The sequence below is a fragment of the [Mycobacterium] manitobense genome, from assembly GCF_025821665.1.
GTDB lineage: Bacteria > Actinomycetota > Actinomycetes > Mycobacteriales > Mycobacteriaceae > Mycobacterium > Mycobacterium arseniciresistens.
Map to the genome: position 1 here is coordinate 1 of NZ_JACKSJ010000237.1, position 17632 is coordinate 17632.

At 70.5% G+C, this 17632-nt stretch carries 18 protein-coding genes and 1 pseudogene; 7 read left to right on the forward strand and 12 right to left on the reverse strand.

Translation table 11 applies throughout. The annotated features are described in order from the left end of the window. Window positions 1-194, reverse strand: a pseudogene (locus H7I41_RS26500) (hypothetical protein); the annotation flags it as partial. A gap of 35 nt (window positions 195-229) precedes the next feature. On the opposite strand from H7I41_RS26500, the gene H7I41_RS26505 reads away from it, so the two are divergent. Further along, window positions 230-1009, forward strand: a complete 780-nt coding sequence (locus H7I41_RS26505) for a site-2 protease family protein (protein ID WP_264015622.1) — start codon at window positions 230-232, stop codon at window positions 1007-1009. A 44-nt stretch (window positions 1010-1053) separates the two neighbouring features. Further along, window positions 1054-1956, forward strand: coding sequence for a cation diffusion facilitator family transporter (locus H7I41_RS26510; protein WP_264015623.1), 903 nt, complete (start codon window positions 1054-1056; stop codon window positions 1954-1956). An 18-nt stretch (window positions 1957-1974) separates the two neighbouring features. Here H7I41_RS26510 and H7I41_RS26515 read toward each other — a convergent pair whose 3' ends face one another. Further along, complete coding sequence (locus H7I41_RS26515; protein ID WP_264015624.1) at window positions 1975-2391, reverse strand: DUF3151 domain-containing protein; 417 nt, start codon at window positions 2389-2391, stop codon at window positions 1975-1977. A 104-nt stretch (window positions 2392-2495) separates the two neighbouring features. Here H7I41_RS26515 and H7I41_RS26520 point away from each other — a divergent pair, with 104 nt between their 5' ends. Continuing rightward, window positions 2496-3479 carry an Rv0361 family membrane protein gene (locus tag H7I41_RS26520; RefSeq protein ID WP_264015625.1) on the forward strand — a complete coding sequence of 328 codons (984 nt, stop codon included), beginning with the start codon at window positions 2496-2498 and terminating at the stop codon, window positions 3477-3479. Here the strand turns inward: H7I41_RS26520 and fbaA are convergent. Next, a complete protein-coding gene (gene fbaA / locus H7I41_RS26525) occupies window positions 3476-4513 on the reverse strand; it encodes a class II fructose-bisphosphate aldolase (RefSeq protein ID WP_264015626.1) in 1038 nt (345 codons plus the stop codon). The genes H7I41_RS26520 and fbaA overlap by 4 nt on opposite strands. 45 nt (window positions 4514-4558) lie before the next feature. After that, window positions 4559-5572, reverse strand: coding sequence for an alcohol dehydrogenase catalytic domain-containing protein (locus H7I41_RS26530; protein ID WP_264015627.1), 1014 nt, complete (start codon window positions 5570-5572; stop codon window positions 4559-4561). 118 nt (window positions 5573-5690) lie between these two features. Here H7I41_RS26530 and H7I41_RS26535 point away from each other — a divergent pair, with 118 nt between their 5' ends. Together H7I41_RS26535 and arr are read left to right on the forward strand one after the other, a co-directional pair. Then, window positions 5691-6398, forward strand: a complete 708-nt coding sequence (locus H7I41_RS26535; RefSeq protein ID WP_264015628.1) for a VTT domain-containing protein — start codon at window positions 5691-5693, stop codon at window positions 6396-6398. Between the two features lie 194 nt (window positions 6399-6592). Beyond that, complete coding sequence (gene arr / locus H7I41_RS26540; RefSeq protein ID WP_264015629.1) at window positions 6593-7021, forward strand: NAD(+)--rifampin ADP-ribosyltransferase; 429 nt, start codon at window positions 6593-6595, stop codon at window positions 7019-7021. Window positions 7022-7024: 3 nt separating this feature from the next. Here the strand turns inward: arr and H7I41_RS26545 are convergent, their stop codons facing one another. Genes H7I41_RS26545 through H7I41_RS26565 form a run of 5 tightly spaced genes read right to left on the reverse strand, consistent with a single transcriptional unit; the run spans window position 7025 to window position 12997 of the window. Beyond that, on the reverse strand, window positions 7025-7933 hold the full coding sequence (locus H7I41_RS26545; protein WP_264015630.1) for an LLM class F420-dependent oxidoreductase: 909 nt from the start codon (window positions 7931-7933) through the stop codon (window positions 7025-7027). 29 nt (window positions 7934-7962) lie between these two features. Then, window positions 7963-8805 carry an alpha/beta fold hydrolase gene (locus H7I41_RS26550; protein WP_264015631.1) on the reverse strand — a complete coding sequence of 281 codons (843 nt, stop codon included), beginning with the start codon at window positions 8803-8805 and terminating at the stop codon, window positions 7963-7965. Between the two features lie 25 nt (window positions 8806-8830). After that, window positions 8831-9988, reverse strand: coding sequence for an XdhC family protein (locus H7I41_RS26555; RefSeq protein ID WP_264015632.1), 1158 nt, complete (start codon window positions 9986-9988; stop codon window positions 8831-8833). Between the two features lie 25 nt (window positions 9989-10013). Further along, a complete protein-coding gene (gene nhaA / locus H7I41_RS26560) occupies window positions 10014-11882 on the reverse strand; it encodes a Na+/H+ antiporter NhaA (protein ID WP_264015634.1) in 1869 nt (622 codons plus the stop codon). Then, window positions 11879-12997: a glycoside hydrolase family 76 protein gene (locus H7I41_RS26565; RefSeq protein ID WP_264015635.1), complete on the reverse strand. Its 1119-nt coding sequence runs from the start codon at window positions 12995-12997 to the stop codon at window positions 11879-11881. Before H7I41_RS26565 ends, nhaA begins: the two co-directional genes overlap by 4 nt. Before the next feature lie 93 nt (window positions 12998-13090). Here H7I41_RS26565 and H7I41_RS26570 point away from each other — a divergent pair, with 93 nt between their 5' ends. Both H7I41_RS26570 and H7I41_RS26575 read left to right on the forward strand, forming a co-directional pair. Further along, entirely contained in the window at window positions 13091-13633 is a 543-nt protein-coding gene (locus H7I41_RS26570) for a TetR/AcrR family transcriptional regulator (protein ID WP_264015636.1), read from the forward strand. Beyond that, the gene (locus tag H7I41_RS26575; protein WP_264015637.1) at window positions 13630-15219 is read left to right on the forward strand and encodes an MFS transporter; all 1590 of its coding nucleotides are present in this window, start codon (window positions 13630-13632) and stop codon (window positions 15217-15219) included. Before H7I41_RS26570 ends, H7I41_RS26575 begins: the two co-directional genes overlap by 4 nt. On the opposite strand, the gene H7I41_RS26580 is transcribed toward H7I41_RS26575, so the two are convergent. The 3 genes from H7I41_RS26580 to H7I41_RS26590 are packed head-to-tail and all read right to left on the reverse strand — an operon-like array spanning window position 15103 to window position 17437. Further along, entirely contained in the window at window positions 15103-15753 is a 651-nt protein-coding gene (locus H7I41_RS26580) for a TrmH family RNA methyltransferase (RefSeq protein ID WP_264015638.1), read from the reverse strand. The two genes, H7I41_RS26575 and H7I41_RS26580, sit on opposite strands and share 117 nt — an antisense overlap. Then, window positions 15746-16642, reverse strand: coding sequence for a hypothetical protein (locus tag H7I41_RS26585; protein WP_264015639.1), 897 nt, complete (start codon window positions 16640-16642; stop codon window positions 15746-15748). Before H7I41_RS26585 ends, H7I41_RS26580 begins: the two co-directional genes overlap by 8 nt. Before the next feature lie 18 nt (window positions 16643-16660). Beyond that, complete coding sequence (locus H7I41_RS26590) at window positions 16661-17437, reverse strand: SDR family NAD(P)-dependent oxidoreductase (RefSeq protein ID WP_264015640.1); 777 nt, start codon at window positions 17435-17437, stop codon at window positions 16661-16663. Between the last annotated feature and the right edge of the window lie 195 nt (window positions 17438-17632).

Below are 17632 nucleotides of genomic sequence, written 5' to 3' on the forward strand. Positions count from 1 at the left end.
GCCCTGGTCACCCAGTCGGGCACCTGGGCCTGGAAGTCCTTGCGTGCCCAGAACAAGTGGCTCCCCCCGGCGAACACCATCGCGCCGGCCAGCAGCAGCCGGGCCGCAGTGCGCAGCGGCGTCGACGGCGGCGGGCCGGCCGGGACCGGCGGCGGCAGCGCGGGGGGCGGCGCGGGAGGTGCGATCGTCGTCATGGGTCCTTCTTACCGAAGATCGGTAGCGTCGAATCGTGAGCATCCGTACGCCGCGCCAGTCCGTGCGGCCGAGCCCGGTCTTCCTCGCCATCGTCGCTCTCACCGCGGCGGGCGGTGTGCTGGCGTGGCTGGCCGCCGACACCGTCGAGCCGCTGGCCTATGCCGGTGTGTTCGTGTTCGTCATCTCCGGCTGGCTGGTGTCGCTGTGCCTGCACGAGTTCGGGCACGCCTTCACGGCGTGGCGGTTCGGTGACAAGAGCGTCGAGATGCGCGGGTACCTGACGCTGAACCCGCTCAAGTACACCCATCCCCTGCTGTCGCTCGGCCTGCCGGTGCTGTTCATCGCCCTCGGCGGCATCGGACTGCCGGGCGGTGCGGTCTACCTGCACACGTCGTGGATGACCGCCCGGCAGAAGACGCTGGTCAGCCTGGCCGGCCCCGCGGCCAACGTGGCGCTCGCGATCCTGCTGCTGACGCTCACCCGGCTGCTGTACGACCCGGCGCACGCGGTGTTCTGGGCGGGCATGGCGTTCCTGGGCTTCCTGCAGGTGACGGGCGCCCTGCTCAACCTGTTGCCGGTGCCGGGGCTCGACGGCTACGGCGCACTCGAACCGCACCTGAGCCCCGACACCCAGCGCTCGCTCGAGCCGGTGAAGGGGTGGGGCTTCCTCGTCCTGCTGGTGCTGCTGCTGGTGCCCGAACTGAACCAGTGGTTCTTCGGCGCGGTGTACTGGCTCTTCGAGCTCTCGGGCGTGCCGTCGGAGATGAGCCAGATCGGCAACCAGCTCACCCGCTTCTGGTCCGCCTGGCTCTAGGCAAGCCCTTGCGATATATGCGTCTTTACGCATAGATTGCTGGAATGGGCGCCGGACACGACCACAGTCACGGCGGCGGAGACACCCGGGTCAGCCGGATGATCATCGCCGCCGCGATCCTGTCCGCGTTCTTCGTCCTCGAGTTGGTCACCGCGCTGTGGATCGACTCGATCGCGCTGCTCGCCGACGCCGGCCACATGCTGACCGACCTCGTCGCGATGTTCATGGGGCTGACCGCGGTACTGCTCGCCCGGCACGGCAGCGCGTCGCCGGCCCGTACCTACGGCTGGCACCGCGCCGAGGTCTTCACCGCCGTCGCCAACGCGGTGCTGCTGCTCGGCGTGGCGGCGTTCATCCTCTACGAGGCGTTCGAGCGGCTCGGTGACGCGCCCGAGGTGCCCGGTGTCCCGCTGATCGTGGTCGCCCTGGCCGGCCTGCTCGCCAACGCGATCGTGGTGCTGCTGCTGCGCTCCCAGTCCGAGCAGAGCCTTGCCGTCAAGGGCGCCTACATGGAGGTCGTGGCGGACACCGTCGGCAGTATCGGCGTGCTGATCGCCGGCATCGTCACGGTCACCACGGCCTGGCCCTACGCCGACGTGGTGGTCGCCGTATTCGTCGCGCTGTGGGTGCTGCCACGGGCGTTCGCACTGGCCCGCGCGGCACTGCGGATCCTGTCGGAGTCCTCGCCCCAGCACATCGACGTCGAGGAACTGCGCTCGGCGCTGTGCGCGGTCGACGGCGTCACCGAGGTGCACGACCTGCACGTGTGGACCCTGGTGCCCGGGAAGGACATGGTCACCGCGCACCTCACGTCGGAGGCCGACTCGGCCCGGGTGCTCGACGATGCCCGTGCGGTGCTGACCGCCCGTGGGCTCGACCACGCGACCGTGCAGGTGGAGCCGCCTGCGGGCGCCGCCGACTGCAACTGCGAGAACAGCAACTGGTAACCCGGCCGCGCGATGCGGTCAGGCCAGACCGAACTCGCCGCGCGCCGACGGATCGCAGTCGTCGAGCAGGTCCAGGCAACGGGCGTACTCGTCGGTCTCGCCGATGGTGTCGGCGGCCTTGGCCAGTGCCGCCACACACCGCAGGAATCCGCGGTTGGGCTCATGGCGGAACGGCACCGGGCCGAAGCCCTTCCAGCCGTTGCGGCGCAGCTGGTCCAGGCCCCGGTGATAGCCGGTCCTGGCGTAGGCGTAGGCCGCGACCGCCTGATCGCCGGCCAGCGCCTGTTCGGCCAGCGTCGCCCACGCCACCGATGCCGAGGGATGCGCAGCGGCCACGATGGACGGATTCTCGCCGGCAGCCAGTTCGGCCTCGGCGTCGATGTCGCCGGGCAGCAGCACCGGCTCCGGTCCCAGGAGGTCGCCCATCCGTGTCATGAGGCCATTGTGCCGTGTGGTCCCGGCGCGGCACTCCACGGCATCACCCCCGCCGGGTCGTTAAGCTTCCGGCGTAGGACGCGCGGAGGAGGAAAGCAGCAGGGATGTCGAACCCACCAGGGCCGCAACGAGGCGAAGAGCCGACCGGGCCGACGGCCGACGCGCAGGAGCAGACCCCGCCGGCCGAGCACGACGACCCGCCGGGCGCTGACGAGGCGACCAGCGAGTCCGCCGCCGAGACCGAGATCATCGACGTCGCGCAGGCGGACGGCGGGCACGAGCCGGCCACCGAGGTGATCGCTTCGACACCGAGGGAGCCGGAACCTCACGACGCCGAACCCGAGGACGCAGTCCTGGTGCCGGTGGAGCACGATCACGAGCCGGCGACCGAGGTCTTCGCGTCCACCCCGCAACCCGCCGAACCGCAGACCGATCCGCAGGCCGGTGAGCGGCGGTTCACCGCGCCGTCCGGTTTCGACGCCGGCACCACGCAGAAGATCGACAGCCCGCAGGAACCGGCCACCGAGGTGTTCGCGACCTCGGCAGCACAGACAGGCGGCGAGGCGGCGGGCCAGCCGAAAGCCGCCACGCCGCAACTGATCCCGCCTCGCGGCGAGCAGCCCCGGCCGCCGCAGCCGACGAAGAAGCGCAGCTGGGGCTGGGTCGCGGCCGTCGTGCTGGTGATCGCCGCGCTGGCGGCCATCGCGATCCTCGGCACTCTGCTGCTCACCCGCGGGTCCGACGGTGGGGTGTCGCAGGAGGAGCAGGTCCGCGCGACCATCCAGAACTACGACGCCGCCATGCAGAAGGGCGACCTCGCGACCCTGCGCAGCATCACCTGCGGCGCCACCCGCGACAGCTACGTCAACTACAACGACCGGACCTGGGCCGACACGCACGCCCGGGTGTCCGCTGCCAAGCAGTATCCCGTCGTCGCGAGCATCGACCAGGTGGTGGTCAACGGCGATCACGCCGAGGCGAACGTCACCACCTTCATGGCCTTCGCGCCGCAGACGCGCTCCACGAGGAGTTTCGACCTGCAGTTCCGCGACGACCAGTGGAAGATCTGCCAGGCGCCCGCCAACTAGCCGGCGGTGACCGACTTGCCGTCGCTGTGCAGGTCCCGGCACGCCTCGACGACGCGCTCCGACATCGACGCCTCGGCCTTCTTCAGGTAGCTGCGGGGGTCGTAGACCTTCTTGTTGCCCACCTCGCCGTCGACCTTGAGGACGCCGTCGTAGTTGGTGAACATGTGCGCGGCCACCGACCGGGTGAACGCGTACTGCATGTCGGTGTCGACGTTCATCTTCACCACGCCGTACTTCAGCGAGTCCTCGATCTCCGACTTCAGCGATCCCGAGCCGCCGTGGAACACGAAGTCGAAAGGCCTTGCCTGCGAATCGAGTCCGAGCCTCGCAGCGGCCACCCGCTGCCCCTCGGCGAGCACCTCCGGCTTGAGCTTGACGTTGCCCGGCTTGTAGACGCCGTGCACGTTGCCGAACGTGGCGGCCAGCAGGTATTTGCCGTGCTCGCCGGCTCCGAGTGCGTCGACGGTCTTCTCGAAGTCCTCGGCCGAGGTGTAGAGCTTGTCGTTGATCTCGGCCTCGACGCCGTCCTCCTCGCCACCGACGACGCCGATCTCTATCTCCAGCACGATCTTCGCGGCGACGGCCTGGGCGAGCAGCTCGCGCGCGATCGACAGGTTCTCGTCGATCGGCACCGCCGACCCGTCCCACATGTGCGACTGGAACAGCGGGTCACGACCGGCCGCCACGCGTTCGGCGGAGATCGCCAGCAGCGGACGGACGTAGGTGTCCAGCTTGTCCTTCGGACAGTGATCGGTGTGCAGTGCGACGGTCACCGGGTAGCGCTCGGCGATCACGTGCGCGAACTCCGCGAGCGCAACGGCACCGATGACCATGTCCTTGACACCCAGACCGGAAGCGAATTCCGCTCCGCCCGTTGACAACTGGATGATGCCGTCACTACCCGCGTCGGCGAAGCCCTTGATCGCCGCGTTGACGGTCTCCGACGACGTGCAGTTGATGGCGGGAAAAGCGAACGAGTTCTCCTTGGCGCGGCCGAGCATCTCGGCGTACACCTCGGGCGTGGCGATCGGCATACGGGCCAGTATGCGCCGATCCGGCCGGCGCCACATGGCGAGTCGTCACATGGTGAGGACCATGCGGTAGCGCGCGCGGCCGGAGTCCATCGCCGCGTAGGCCTCGGCGGCCTCGGCCAGCGGCCGCTCCTCGATCATCGCCCGCACGCCGGACTGCACGGCGAAGTGCATGGTCTCCTCGACGTCGCGGGCGGTGCCCGACGGGTGGCCGGTGACGGTGAGCCCGGGGGTGATCAGCTGCATCGGGCTGATCGGCAGCGGGTCGGCGGTGACGCCCACGATGACCAGCTCGCCCTGTGCGGCGAGTCCACCGACGGTGTCGGCCATGGCCTGCGAATTGGCCGCCGTCGCGAGCACCACCGCCGCCCCGCCCAGCTTCTGCAGCGCCTCGCCGACGTCGCCGGCGGTGGAGTCGACGTAGTGGTGGGCGCCGAGGGCCTTGGCGTCGTCGGCCTTGCCTGCGCCGCGGGCGATCGCGACGGTCTCGAAGCCCATCGCCCTGGCCCACTGCACACCGAGGTGGCCGAGCCCGCCGATGCCGAGCACCGCGACCAGGTCGCCGGCCACGGCGCGGGTCTGCCGCAGCGCGTTGAAGGTGGTCACCCCGGCGCAGCCCATCGGCGCGGCCTCGGCGAACGACAACTCGTCGGGGATGCGGGCCAGCGCGGTCGCCGGAACGGTGATCGACTCGGCGTAGCCACCGGGATAGCTCAGGCTGGGAATCTGGCCCCGCTCGCACTGCATGAAGAAGCCCTTGCGGCAGGGCACGCAGCGGTTGCAGTTGCCACCGAACCAGCCGACCGCGACCCGGTCGCCGACCTCGAAGCCCTCCACGCCGTCGCCGAGTTCCGCGACGGTGCCCGCGACTTCGTGACCCGGCGTCAGCGGCCATGTCATCCCGGGGAAGGCGCCGTTGACGAAGGCATGGTCGGTGCCGCAGACGCCGCACGCGGCGACGTCGATGCGGACGTGGTCACGCCCGGGGGCGGTGGTCTCCACGTCGACGAGGGTCAGCTTCTCGCCGACGGCAGCCAGTTGGACGGCGGTGTGGGTAGGCATGAATACAACCCTAGCTATGCGAATAGCCTGATGGATTCCCGTTAGCAGGAAGTTCACCGGCCCGGGCCGCGCGGCTGAATTTCGGGACGCCGTGGCCGCGCCGGTATCTTGGGGTGCCATGACCACCCCGACCACCCATCTGGCGCTGATGCCCGAATTCCTGGATCCGATGACCCTGCTCGGGTACTTCGGCACCTGGGCGCTCGTCGGACTGCTGGTGGTGATCTTCGTCGAGTCCGGGGTGCTGTTCCCGATCCTGCCGGGTGATTCTCTGCTGTTCGTGGCAGGCATGCTCGCCGCGGGCACCGCCGCGGCGGCCGAACAGGGCAAAGAAGTGCCCGACTTCCAGCTCTGGCAGCTGCTGGTGTTCATCCCGATCGCGGCGATCCTGGGCGGTCAGGTCGGTTACTGGATCGGCCGCAACATCGGCACCGCAATGTTCAAGCCGGACGCGCGCTTCCTCAAGCAGCGCTACCTCGACGAGGCGCACCTGTTCTTCGAGCAGCGCGGACCCTTCGCCATCGTGATGGCCCGGTTCGTGCCCATCGTGCGGACGCTCGCACCGCTCACGGCGGGCGCGGCCCGGATGAGCTACCCGGTGTTCGCGCTGTACAACATCCTCGGTGCGGTGGTGTGGGGCGTCGGCCTGACACTGCTGGGCTTCTGGCTCGGCCAGTTCGAGATCATCCAGAAGCTGCTCGAACCGATCTTCATCGCGATCGTGCTGGTGTCGGTGCTGCCGATGCTGATCGAGTGGATCAAGCGGCGCCGCGCGGCCCGCCGCGCCGGCATCCCGGCCCCGCCGATCGAGCCGGCCGCCGACTAGGCCTGGTCGTCACGCGAGTGTGAACGTCACGACGATTCACGGCGAAATACGTCGCCAGATTCACACTCGCGACCGAGCGCCCGAGCCGAATCGCCTCTTCCCACTCTCACTTTAGGGCAGGGGTGGGGGCTTGCCGCAAGGGCCCGTTCGTGCTGCACAATCCTCCGGCCAGCAACGATCTATGGGGGTTGAGAGTGACGAAAGCGCCGAAACCGTTCGAGGTTCATCCGACGGGTGCGTACCTGCACGGCACAAGGGCCGACCTGTCGGTGGGCGATCTCCTCGTGCCCGGGCGCGAATCGAATTACCAGGCGGGCCGCCTCATGAACCACGTCTACGTGACGCAGACGCTCGACGCCGCGGTGTGGGGAGCCGAGATGGCGGCCGGCGAAGGCCGGTGCCGCATCTACATCGTGGAACCGGAAGGCGAACTGGAGGACGACCCGAACGTCACCGACAAGAAGCTGCCCGGCAATCCGACCCGCTCCTACCGCACCCGCCGGCCCGTGAAGATCGTCGGCGAGCTCACGGACTGGGTGGGGCACTCGGCCGAGCAGTTGCAGTCCATGCGCGACGGCCTCGCCGATCTGAGGCGCAAGGGGCTCGACGTCATCTACGACTAGGGCTCAGCCCAGCGGAAGCACCTTGGCAAGTTCTCTCAGCGCGGGCCGCGGGTCGGCCATCGGGTTGTCCCCGAGCACCTGCACCACCACGTGGTCGGCGCCGGCGTCCAGGTGCGCGGTGACCGAGGCCGCCGCATCCTCGACCGAGCCCATGCCGACCACGCCACGGGCCAGCCGGTCCGAGCCGCCGCGCACCAGGTCGGATTCGTCGAAGCCCTGCCGTAGCCACGAGTTGCGGTAGTTCGGCAGCCCGCTGTACACGTCGAGGTGCTGGTGCGCGCGCTGCAACTGGTCCTCATCGGTGCCGCCGAACGCGACGGCCTGCTCGGAGACGATCCACTTGTCCAGCCCGAGGATGTCGCGGGTGGTCTGCGTCTGCGCCGGTGTGACGAGATACGGGTGCGCGCCGTCGGCATGGGTGCCCGAGAGTTCGATCATCTTGGGGCCGAGCGCGGCCAGCAGCCGGGTGGGGCGCGGAACTCCGGGCTCGATGACCTCGGACACCGCCGCCATCTTGTCGAGGTAGGTGCGCATCGTCGCCAACGGCTTCGCGTACGTTCCGCCCATCCCGTGTTCGACGAGCGGCGCGTGGCTCACGCCGAGGCCCAGCACGAAGCGATGGGGATACTGCGCGTTGAGGGTGCGGCCGCCGGTCTCGGCGGCGGACGGCAGCCGGATGTGGATGTTCGCGATGCCGGTGCCCACCACCAGGCGGTCGGTCGCCGACAGGAAGGCCGCCGACTGTGTCAGGCATTCCTTGCCCGTCACCTCGGGGATGAACAGCGAGCCGTAGCCGAGCGCCTCGATCTCCCGCGCAACGTCCTGAGCCTCGGTGATCGACCACGTCTCGCTGGCCCACCAGACGCCGATGCGGGACGGGAACGCGATCTCGGGCTTACCGGAATCAGTCACCCGCTCAACTTAACTCGACGGGTGTCGAGTCATGTGGTCGGGTGGGCGGCGAACCACTCGAGCAGCAGGTCCGACAGCTCGTCGGCCTTCTCCTCGGGAATCCAGTGCGAGACGCCGGGCATCACCTCGAAGCGGTAGTCCGCCGCAACGTACCGCTCGGTCTCGTAGGCGGCCTTGGGCAGCAGCGCCGCGTCGTTGTCGCTCCAGACGTACATCGTCGGCACGGTGATCTTTCCGCTCGCCCGTCGCAGGTCGGTCAACGGCATGGCGCGGTACCAGTTCAGGCCGGCGGTCATCGCGCCCGGCTCGAGCATCGCGCGGGTGTCGCGTTCGGCGGCTTCCCGGGTCTGGCCGATGCGCTCCAGCGACTTCCTCGAGAATGCGCCGCCGTTGCGGGTGAGCAGGAACTCCGGCAGCCACGGCAGCTGGAAGACGTACATGTACCAGGACGCCAGACCCTGCTTGCTGGTCGGCATGGACTTAAGGAACGCCGCGGGGTGCGGCACCGACACCGGTGACACCGTGGCGAGCCGGTCGGGGTACTCCGATGCGACACCCCAGGCGACGGCGGCGCCCCAGTCGTGGCCGACCACGTGCACCTTGTCCGCACCACTGGCGTCGATCAGCGCGCCGACGTCGGCGACCAGTTCGGTGGTCTTATAGTCGCGCCGCCGCCGAGGCCGGGCGCCGGGCGAGTAGCCGCGCTGATTGGGCGCCAGGCAGCGGAAACCCTGCGCGCTCAGCCGGGCGATGACGGCGTTCCAGCTGTCGTTGTGCTGCGGGAAGCCGTGCAGCAGCACCACCACCGGCCCGTCGGGGGGACCCACGTCCTTGACGTCGAACACCAGGTCGCCGCGGCGGTACTGTTCCATACCGCTCAGTGTCGTCTCTGGCCGATCATGAAGGCAAGACGCTGGGTTCGTCGTGCTCGTGATGGATGGGGCCGCCGGTGGCGCCGAGCGGACGCCCGGTGCCGCCCCAGCGCCGCGCGACGATCTCGGCCGCGATCGACACCGCGGTCTCCTCAGGGGTGCGTGCGCCGAGGTCGAGGCCGATCGGGCTGGCCAGTCGTGCCAGTTCGGCGTCGGTGAGACCGGCCGCCCGCAGCCGGTCGAGCCGGTCGGTGTGCGTGCGCCGCGACCCCATCGCGCCGATGTAGCCGATCTCCGGCAGCCGCAGCGCCACCTCGAGCAGCGGCACGTCGAACTTGGGGTCGTGGGTGAGCACGCAGATCACCGTGCGGCCGTCGACGGCGCCCGCCTCGGCCTGCGCCGCCAGGTAGCGGTTCGGCCACTCGACCACCACGTCGTCGGCGGTCGGGAACCGCGCGGGAGTGGCGAACACCGCCCGGGCGTCGCACACCGTGACGCGGTAGCCGAGCAGCGAGCCCTGCCGGGCCACCGCCGCGGCGAAGTCGATCGCCCCGAACACCAGCATCCGCGGCCGGGGTGCGTGGCCGGCGACGAACACCTCCATGCCCACGCCGCGCCGCTCGCCGTCGGGTCCGAAGGTCAGCACCTCGCTGCGGCCTGCGTCCAGCAGCCCGCGGGCGTCGTCGGTGACCGCCGCGTCCGCCCGGGCCGACCCGAGCGTGCCCGTGACGGGAGTGTCTGCGGAGTCGGGCCGGACCACCAGCCGCCGTCCCACCCACGACGGGTCGGGATGGGTGACGACGGTCGCGGTCGCCACCGGGCGATGGGCCTCGATGTCCTCGACCACCTCGTCGAAATCGGGGAACGTGTGTTGCGAGACGGCCTCGACGAACACGTCCAGGATGCCGCCGCACGTCAGACCGACGGCGAAGGCGTCGTCGTCGCTGACGCCGTAGCGCTGCAGCCGCGGCGTGCCGTCGGCGACGACCTCACCGGCCAGCTCGTACACCGCGCCCTCGACGCAGCCGCCCGACACCGAACCGCTGACCGTGCCGTCGGGCGCCACCACCATCGACGCGCCGGGCGGGCGCGGGGCCGAGCGGAACGTCCGGACCACCGTCGCGACCCCCGCGGTGCCGCCGTCGCGCCAGACCGCGAGCAGGTCGGCGAACACGTCCCTCACGCCGACCACGGTACTGGGCGGGTGCTCAGCGCGGAGCCTCGGTCACATCGCCTCCGCGGCCGGCTTCCAGCGCGCGGATCAGGCTGGCCGCATCCCACGGGCCCTTGTGCCGCTTGCCGTTGACGAAGAACGTCGGGGTGGAGTTCAGGTCCATCACCTCGGCGTCCTGCGCGTCGTCCTGCACCCGGTGCAGCACCTTCGACGCGTGCACCCGCACGTCCTGGTCGAAACGCTCGATGTCGAGGCCGACGCCGACCGCGTAGCGGTACATGTCCGACCACTCCAGGTCGTCCTGGTGGGCGAACAGTTCGCGGCCCATCTCCCAGAACTTGCCCTGCAGGGCGGCGCCCTCAACAGCCCGGGCGGCGTCGAACGCCCGCGGATGTGCCCGCTCCAGCGGCAGGTGCCGCCACACGTAGATGAGCCGGTCGCCGAAGTGTGCCCGCACCTCGTCGATCGCCCCGGTGGCCCTGCTGCAGAACGGGCATTCGTAGTCGCCGTACTCGACGAGGCTGAGCGGCGCGTCCGGCCGTCCCTTGACGTGGTCGCGGTCGGGGTCGATCGGGCGGACGAGCTTCATGCCGACCGCCTCCGGAGGGCTGATCAGGTCGGTGATGCGGAAGAACGCCCACCCCAGCACGAAGGCCAGCACCGAGGCGATCAGCACGCCGACGCGCGCCTCGTCCTGCTTCAGCGGGTCGTCGATGGCGAGGTCGACGATGAACAGCGAGATGGTGAACCCGATGCCGGAGAGCAGCGCGCCGCCGGCCACCCGGCGCAGCGACATCCCCGGCGAGAGCTGGCCGAGGCCGGTGGCCCGCATCAGGGCGGTGGCCGCGGTGATGCCGACGAACTTGCCGAGCACCAGACCCGCGACGATGCCCCACATCAGGGTGGATTGCAGCGCGGCCATGACGGTCGCCTCGTCGAGTCGGACGCCCGCGTTGGCCAGCGCGAATATCGGCAGCACCAGGAACGAGACGTACGGGCCGACGGCGGTCTGCAGGCGCTCGTTGATCGAGATCGACTCGCGCAGTCCGCGGGTGACCGCGCGGGCGTACTCGGGGTTGGGTGACTGGCGGAACGCGCGGATCAGGTCGACGGTCTCTTCCACCTGGCGCCGTTCCGGCGTGAAGACGGGGATCAGCAGCGCGACGGCGACGCCGGCGAGGGTGGGGTGCACGTGGGCGATGTACAGCGCGATCCACAGCGCGAAGCCCAGCGCGGCGTAGGCCGGGCCGCGCAGCCGGGGCAGGAACCGCACCCCGGCAAGGGCGCCGATCAGCACGATGGCGACGATCAGCGGGGTCACCCGCAGGTCGTCGGTGTAGAACAGCGCGATCGCGCCGAGCGCGCCGACGTCGTCGACCACCGCAAGGGTCAGCAGGAAGATGCGCAGCCGCGCGGGGAATTTCGGCTTGATCACCGCCAGTGCGCCGACCAGGAACGCGGTGTCGGTGGAGATCACCACACCCCAGGCCTGGGCGTCGTCGCCGGAGGGGTTGAAGGCCAGGAAGATCACGGCGGGCAGGATCAGCCCGGCAACGGCGGCGACCACCGGCACCGCGGCGCGCGATCGGTCGGTCAGCTCGCCGATCGCGAACTCGGCCTTGACCTCGAGGCCGACGATGAAGAAGAAGAACGCCATCAGGCCGTCGTTGACCAGGTGCTTTACCGACATCTCGGTGTGGTGTTCGCCGAAGCTCAACCCGACGTCGGTGTCCCAGAACGCCGAATAGGTCTCTGCCCACGGCGAATTCGCCCAACCGATGGCCAGCAGGGTGAACAGCAGCAGCAGTGCGGCCGCGGTGTTCTCGGTGGATCGCGGTGTGCTGGGGTCCCGGCTGAACCGGGTCGGCAGCAGGCGGACGATCTTCGGGAAGGCCGTCGTCACTGCGTGGGGGCCTGCGATTCGGCGACGGTGTGCGCGGCCTCCATCAGCATCCAGCCCGACAGCTGCACGGACAGGTCGCGCTCGGGGATCTCGGAGGCGTTGACGGCGCCCTCGACGAATTCCGCTTCCTTACCTGCGAGCGTCGGCACCTCGGCGGTGCGCTCCCAGAACGCGCCGAACAGCGGCAGCCCGTCGACGGTCTGCCGGTTGTCCCAGGCGGCCTGCGCCGAAGTCAGCACCAGATCGCGGGCGGTGGCGCGGGCGGCGGCGTCCTCGGGGGTGCGCTGCGGCAGGTCGGTGGCGACCAGCGCCAGGTAGCGCGCCAGGATGCCGTGGAACAGGCCGCCGTCGCCGCCGCCCGCCCCCTTGAGCACCCCGTCGGGCGCCATGTGCTCGCCGACGGCGTCGACGAGCCGGTGCACCCGGGGTGCGTGGTCGTCGTCCTGGGTGCGTGCCGCGAGTTCCACCTCGAGTCCGAGCACGACGCCCTGGCAGTAGGTGTACTGCGCGCGCACCAGCGAACCGGCCTTGATGCCGTCGAAGACGAGGTGGCTGTCGGGGTCGATGAGCACCTCGTCGATCCAGTCCGCCATCTGCTGGGCGCGGCGCAACCGGTCGTCGTAGCGCGCCAGGAAGATCGCGGCCGGGCCGTTCGCCGGGGCGTTGAAGAACTGGTCCTGCTTGCGCCATGGGATGCCGCCGCCGTCCTCGGGCACCCAGGCGTTGACCAGCTGATCGGCGAGTTTCTTGAGCGCCCGCGGCTTCTCCACTCCGGCCAGCCGGCAGGCCCGTTCCAGGGAAAGGGCCAGCCAGGCCATGTCGTCGTAGTAGTCGTTGACCCAGGAGCCGTTGTTGCGCAGCCGATGTGCCCGGATCTGGCGGGCGATCCGGGCCTGCCGCTCCGGTTGCGGGTCGCGCACCTGCGCGTCGACGAGGCAGTCCAGCAGATGGGCCTGCCACCAGTAGTGCCAGGTGCCGAACCACGAGTAGCGCCGCGCCGACGGCCAGGCCACCACCCCGAGCTGGGTGCCGGGCAGGCCCCACAGTCTTTTGAGATGGCGCTTGGTGATCGCGGCTTCGGCGCTCTCCGCGCGATTGGCCCACAGCTGATCCATGGCATTGATCCTGCCTCACCGGGCGGTTCGCGGGAGGGTCGCTCGGCGTAATGCCGTGAGACAAATTCGTCTCATTCGCGCTATAGTCGTCTCATGGCCGTCGATCGTGAACACCTGCTGCGGGCGGCCGCGGACTTCCTCGGACGCCGGCCCAACGCCACCCAGGACGAGATCGCCGCGGCCGTCGGCGTCAGCCGCGCCACGCTGCACCGGCACTTCGCCGGCAAGCCGGCCCTGCTCGCCGCGCTCGACGACCTCGCCATCGCCGAGATGCGCGGCGCCCTGGACACCGCACGGCTACAGGACGATTCGGCCACAGACGCGCTGCGCAGGCTGGTGGCCGCGTGCGAGCCGGTGTCGCCGTATCTCGCGCTGCTCTACAGCCAGAGCCAGGACGTCGACATGGACGCCTCGCTCGAGGGCTGGGCCGAGGTCGACGCCGAGATGACCCGGCTGTTCGAGCGAGGCCAGCGCGCCGGGGAGTTCCGTCCCGACCTCACCGCCGCGTGGCTGACCGAGGCGCTCTACAGCCTGGTCGCCGGCTACGGCTGGGCAAGCCAGGTGGGCCGGGTGCCGGCCCGCGACTTCAACCGGATGATCACCGAACTACTGCTGAACGGAGTGAAGACCCCATGAGCCGCCGCTGGTTCGCGTTGGGCATCCTGACCCTGGCGGTGCTGCTGATCGGCATCGACGGCACGGTGCTGGCGCTGGCCACCCCCTTCATCAGCCGCGACCTCGGCGCCACCGCCACCGAGATCCTCTGGATCGGTGACATCTACTCCTTCGTCCTGGCCAGCCTCCTCATCACGATGGGCAGCCTCGGCGACCGGATCGGGCAGCGCAGACTGCTGCTCTTCGGTGCGATCGGATTCGGCGCCGTCTCCGCGCTGACCGCCTACGCGCCGACCGCCGAACTGCTGATCGCGGGCCGCGCGCTTCAGGGTGTGGCCGGGGCGACGCTGGCGCCTGCCACGCTGGCGCTCATACGGACCATCTTCGCCGAACCCCGCGAACGTTCACTGGCCGTCGGCATCTGGGCGGCGACGTTCTCCGCGGGCGCGGCGCTCGGCCCCGTGCTGGGCGGTGTGCTGCTCGAGCACTTCTGGTGGGGCTCGGTCTTCCTGATCAACGTGCCGGTGATGGTCGTGCTGGTGGTCGGCGGCGTGCTGCTGCTCCCGGAGCACCGCAATCTGCACCCCGGTCCGTGGGACCTGCCGTCGGTCGGGCTGTCGATGGCGGGCATCCTCGCCGTCGTCTACGCCATCAAAGAGACTGCCGCGCATGGTTTCCGGATCGACAGTGCGGTCGCGGCGGTGCTCGGCGCCGCGGCGCTGACCTGGTTCGTCCGGCGCCAGTTGCGGCTGCCCAGCCCGCTGATCGACGTACGACTGTTCGCCAACCGCGCATTCTCCGGTGTGGTCGGCGCGAATCTGCTCTCCGTGCTGGGGCTTTCGGGCCTGGTATTCTTCCTCTCGCAGTTCTTCCAGCTGGTGAAGGGGTACGGTCCGCTGCAGGCCGGGCTGGCCGAGGTGCCTGCGGCGGTGGCGGCCACGGTGTTCGGCGTGCTGGCCGGTGTCGCGGTGCGGTACCTGAGCCGGCGGGCGGTGCTGACGGCGGGCCTGACGATGGTCGGGCTGGCGATGGCGACGCTGACGCTGATCCGCCCCGACACGCCGTATCCGCAACTGGGCGTGACGTTGTTCATCGTCGGCGTCGGGCTCGGGCTCGCCTTCACCGTCGCCAGCGACGTCATCCTGGCCAGCGTGCCCAAGGAACGCGCGGGCGCGGCGGCCGCGGTGTCCGAGACCGCCTACGAACTCGGCATGGCGCTGGGCATCGCCGTCCTCGGGTCGATCGTCACCGGCGTCTACCGCGGGTTCATCGTGCCGCCCGGCATTCCGGCGGCCGCGGCCGCGCACGCCCAGGACTCGCTGGCCGCCGCGGTACAGGTCTCCGAAGGACTGCCCGCCGGCCAGGGTGATGCGCTGCGCACCGCCGCGCAGGAGGCGTTCACCTCCGGGCTGGCCTTCGCCTCCGGCGTCGGCGCGGTGCTGATGCTGGTGTCGGCACTCGGCGTGTGGCTGTTGCTGCGCAGCGCGCCGCTACCAGGCCAGGCCGAGGTCGGCGTGCTGGACGACCCAGGCGTGCATGGCGATACCGGCGGCCACGGCGGCGTTGATGCTGCGGGTCGAACCGAACTGTGCAATCGAGACAGTTGACGCCGCACCGGCTTTCGCATCCTCGGTGATGCCTGGGCCTTCCTGCCCGAAGATGAGCAGGCAGTGCCGCGGCAGGGTCGCCTGCTCGAGGCGGGTCGCGCCCGGGACGTTGTCGACCGCGACGACGGTCAGGCCGGCGTCCGCCGCGAACGCCAGCAGTTCGGCGGTGCTGTCGTGGTGGCGCAGCCGCTGGTAGCGGTCGGTCACCATGGCGCCGCGGCGGTTCCAGCGCCGGCGGCCGACGATGTGCACGGTGTCGACGGCGAACGCGTTGGCCGTGCGCACCACCGCGCCGATGTTGGCGTCGTTGCCGAAGTTCTCGATCGCGATGTGTAGCGGATGGCGACGCCGGTCGATGTCGGCGACGATCGCGTCGCGCGTCCAGTACCGGTAGGCGTCGACGACGTTGCGGGTGTCGCCGTCGCGCAGCAGGTCCGGGTCGTAGTGCGGGTCGGTGGGCGCGGGCCCGGGCCACGGCCCGACCCCGGGCGCCGCGTGCCACTCGGTGGGTCCCGGCGCGTCGGAGTCAGCCACGGGTGGTCCACAGCGCGGCGTGGGTACCGACCACCGAGACCGTGGCGTAGAGCAGCGCGGCGTTCATGTCGCCCTGCGTGCACAGCGACGCGTTGAGTGCGACCGCGTCCCGTGAGGAATCCGGCAGCACCAGCACCGAGGACCCGTATGTCGAGCACGCATAGCTCAGTCCCGGCGGCGGGAGCGTGGGTCCGACGACCACCATCAGCGGGCCGCCGCGCCGCACGGCGTCGTCGCGGTAGCGGGTCGAAACGCTGGTGATATCCAGTCCCATCAGCATGTAGCCGTCGCCGGTGAACGCGTCCGGCTCACCGATGGCGGTCGGGGCGATCTGCGCGCCGTCGGCGTCGAAGGCGTCGACGCTGGTGGTCTTCAGGCTCAGCCCGGTGTCCGTGCCGGGGGTCGGCACCAGCCCGACCGGGAACGCGGCGGGATAGGCGACGGTGGTGCCGGGCACCCGGTCCTTGGGCGAATAGACGTAGACACCGCGCACCTGGCTCTGGTCGCGCATCGGACCCAGACAGACGGTGCCGCTGAGCCGGTCGGGGGTCGGGGCCGCTGCGGGCCGGATGTCCAGCGTCGCGGCGTCTCGGCAGCCGCCGACCGCGTTGGCCTCGATCGGGTGGTACAGGGCGCCGTAGAGACCGAAGCGCAGGCTGTCCGCGGGGGCGGCGTCGTCGGCGTTGCGGGCGGCGTCGACGTCGACCAGCACGAAGTCGCCGTCGAACCGCAGGTTCGCCACCGAGAGGTTCCAGCCCAGCACCGACTGCGACTCACCGATGGCCGCGGCCTGTGCGCCGTAGTGGTTCTCGTCGGTCGCAGCGTCATCGGAGCAACCGGACACCGCGGTGAGGAGCACGGCCGCAACGAGCGCGATCAGCCTACGCACTGGTGTTCACGGTCGGCGTCAGGTCCTGCCACGGCCCTTGCCCACCACTTTCGTCATGGCGCGCACCAGGTTTCGCGGAACCACCCGGCCACCGGTGGTGAGCGCCTTGTACTGCACACCCGGCACGATGACGACCTTGTCCTTCGCGACGCCGACCAGGCAGTCCCGCACCACGTCGTCGACCTCGAGCCACAGGAACGACGGGGTGCCCGCCATCTCGATGCCTGCGCGGGCGTGGAATTCGGTGCGCACGAAGCCAGGACACAGCGCGTGCACGCCGACGCCGGTGCCGCCGAGGCCGTTGGCCAGCCCCTCGCTGAATGCGATCACCCAGGCCTTGGACGCCGAGTACGTCGATCCGCGGCCGGGCAGCAGTCCCGCGACGCTGGCGACGTTGATCACGGTGCCGCGGTGGTCGGCGAGCATGGGCGGCAGCGCCGCGTGCGTCAGCTGCATCACCGCGGTGACGTTGACGTCCAGCTGGGACTGCAGCAGCGCGAGGTCGGCGGCCCAGAACTCGCCCGCGGTGCCGAACCCGGCGTTGTTGACCAGTACCTGGACCCCCGCGGCGAGCCGGTCGGCGACCTTGGCGCGGTCGTCGGCGACGGCGAGGTCGGCCGGGATCACCTCGACGGTGGAGCCTGCCTCGGCGCGCAACTCCGACGCGAGCTGTTCGAGGCGGTCCGCGTCACGGGCGACGAGCACCAGGTCGTAGCCGTCGACGGCGTAGCGACGGGCGAATCCCGCACCCAGTCCGGACGTCGGTCCGGTGATCAGTGCGACGGGGCGGGTCATGCCGACAGGTTACTTGGCGGCGTAGGCCGCCCGACAACCGCGGAAGGTCAGCGCTGGAAGTGCGGCGACTGCCTGGCGTTGCGGGCCTGCGGCGGACGGCGCGACGGCTCGGCACGCACCGGGGAAGGACCACCGGCGCGTCCCGCGGCGGGGCCTTCGGCGCGGGCGGCCTCGGGCCGCTGGGGGTAGCGGGTG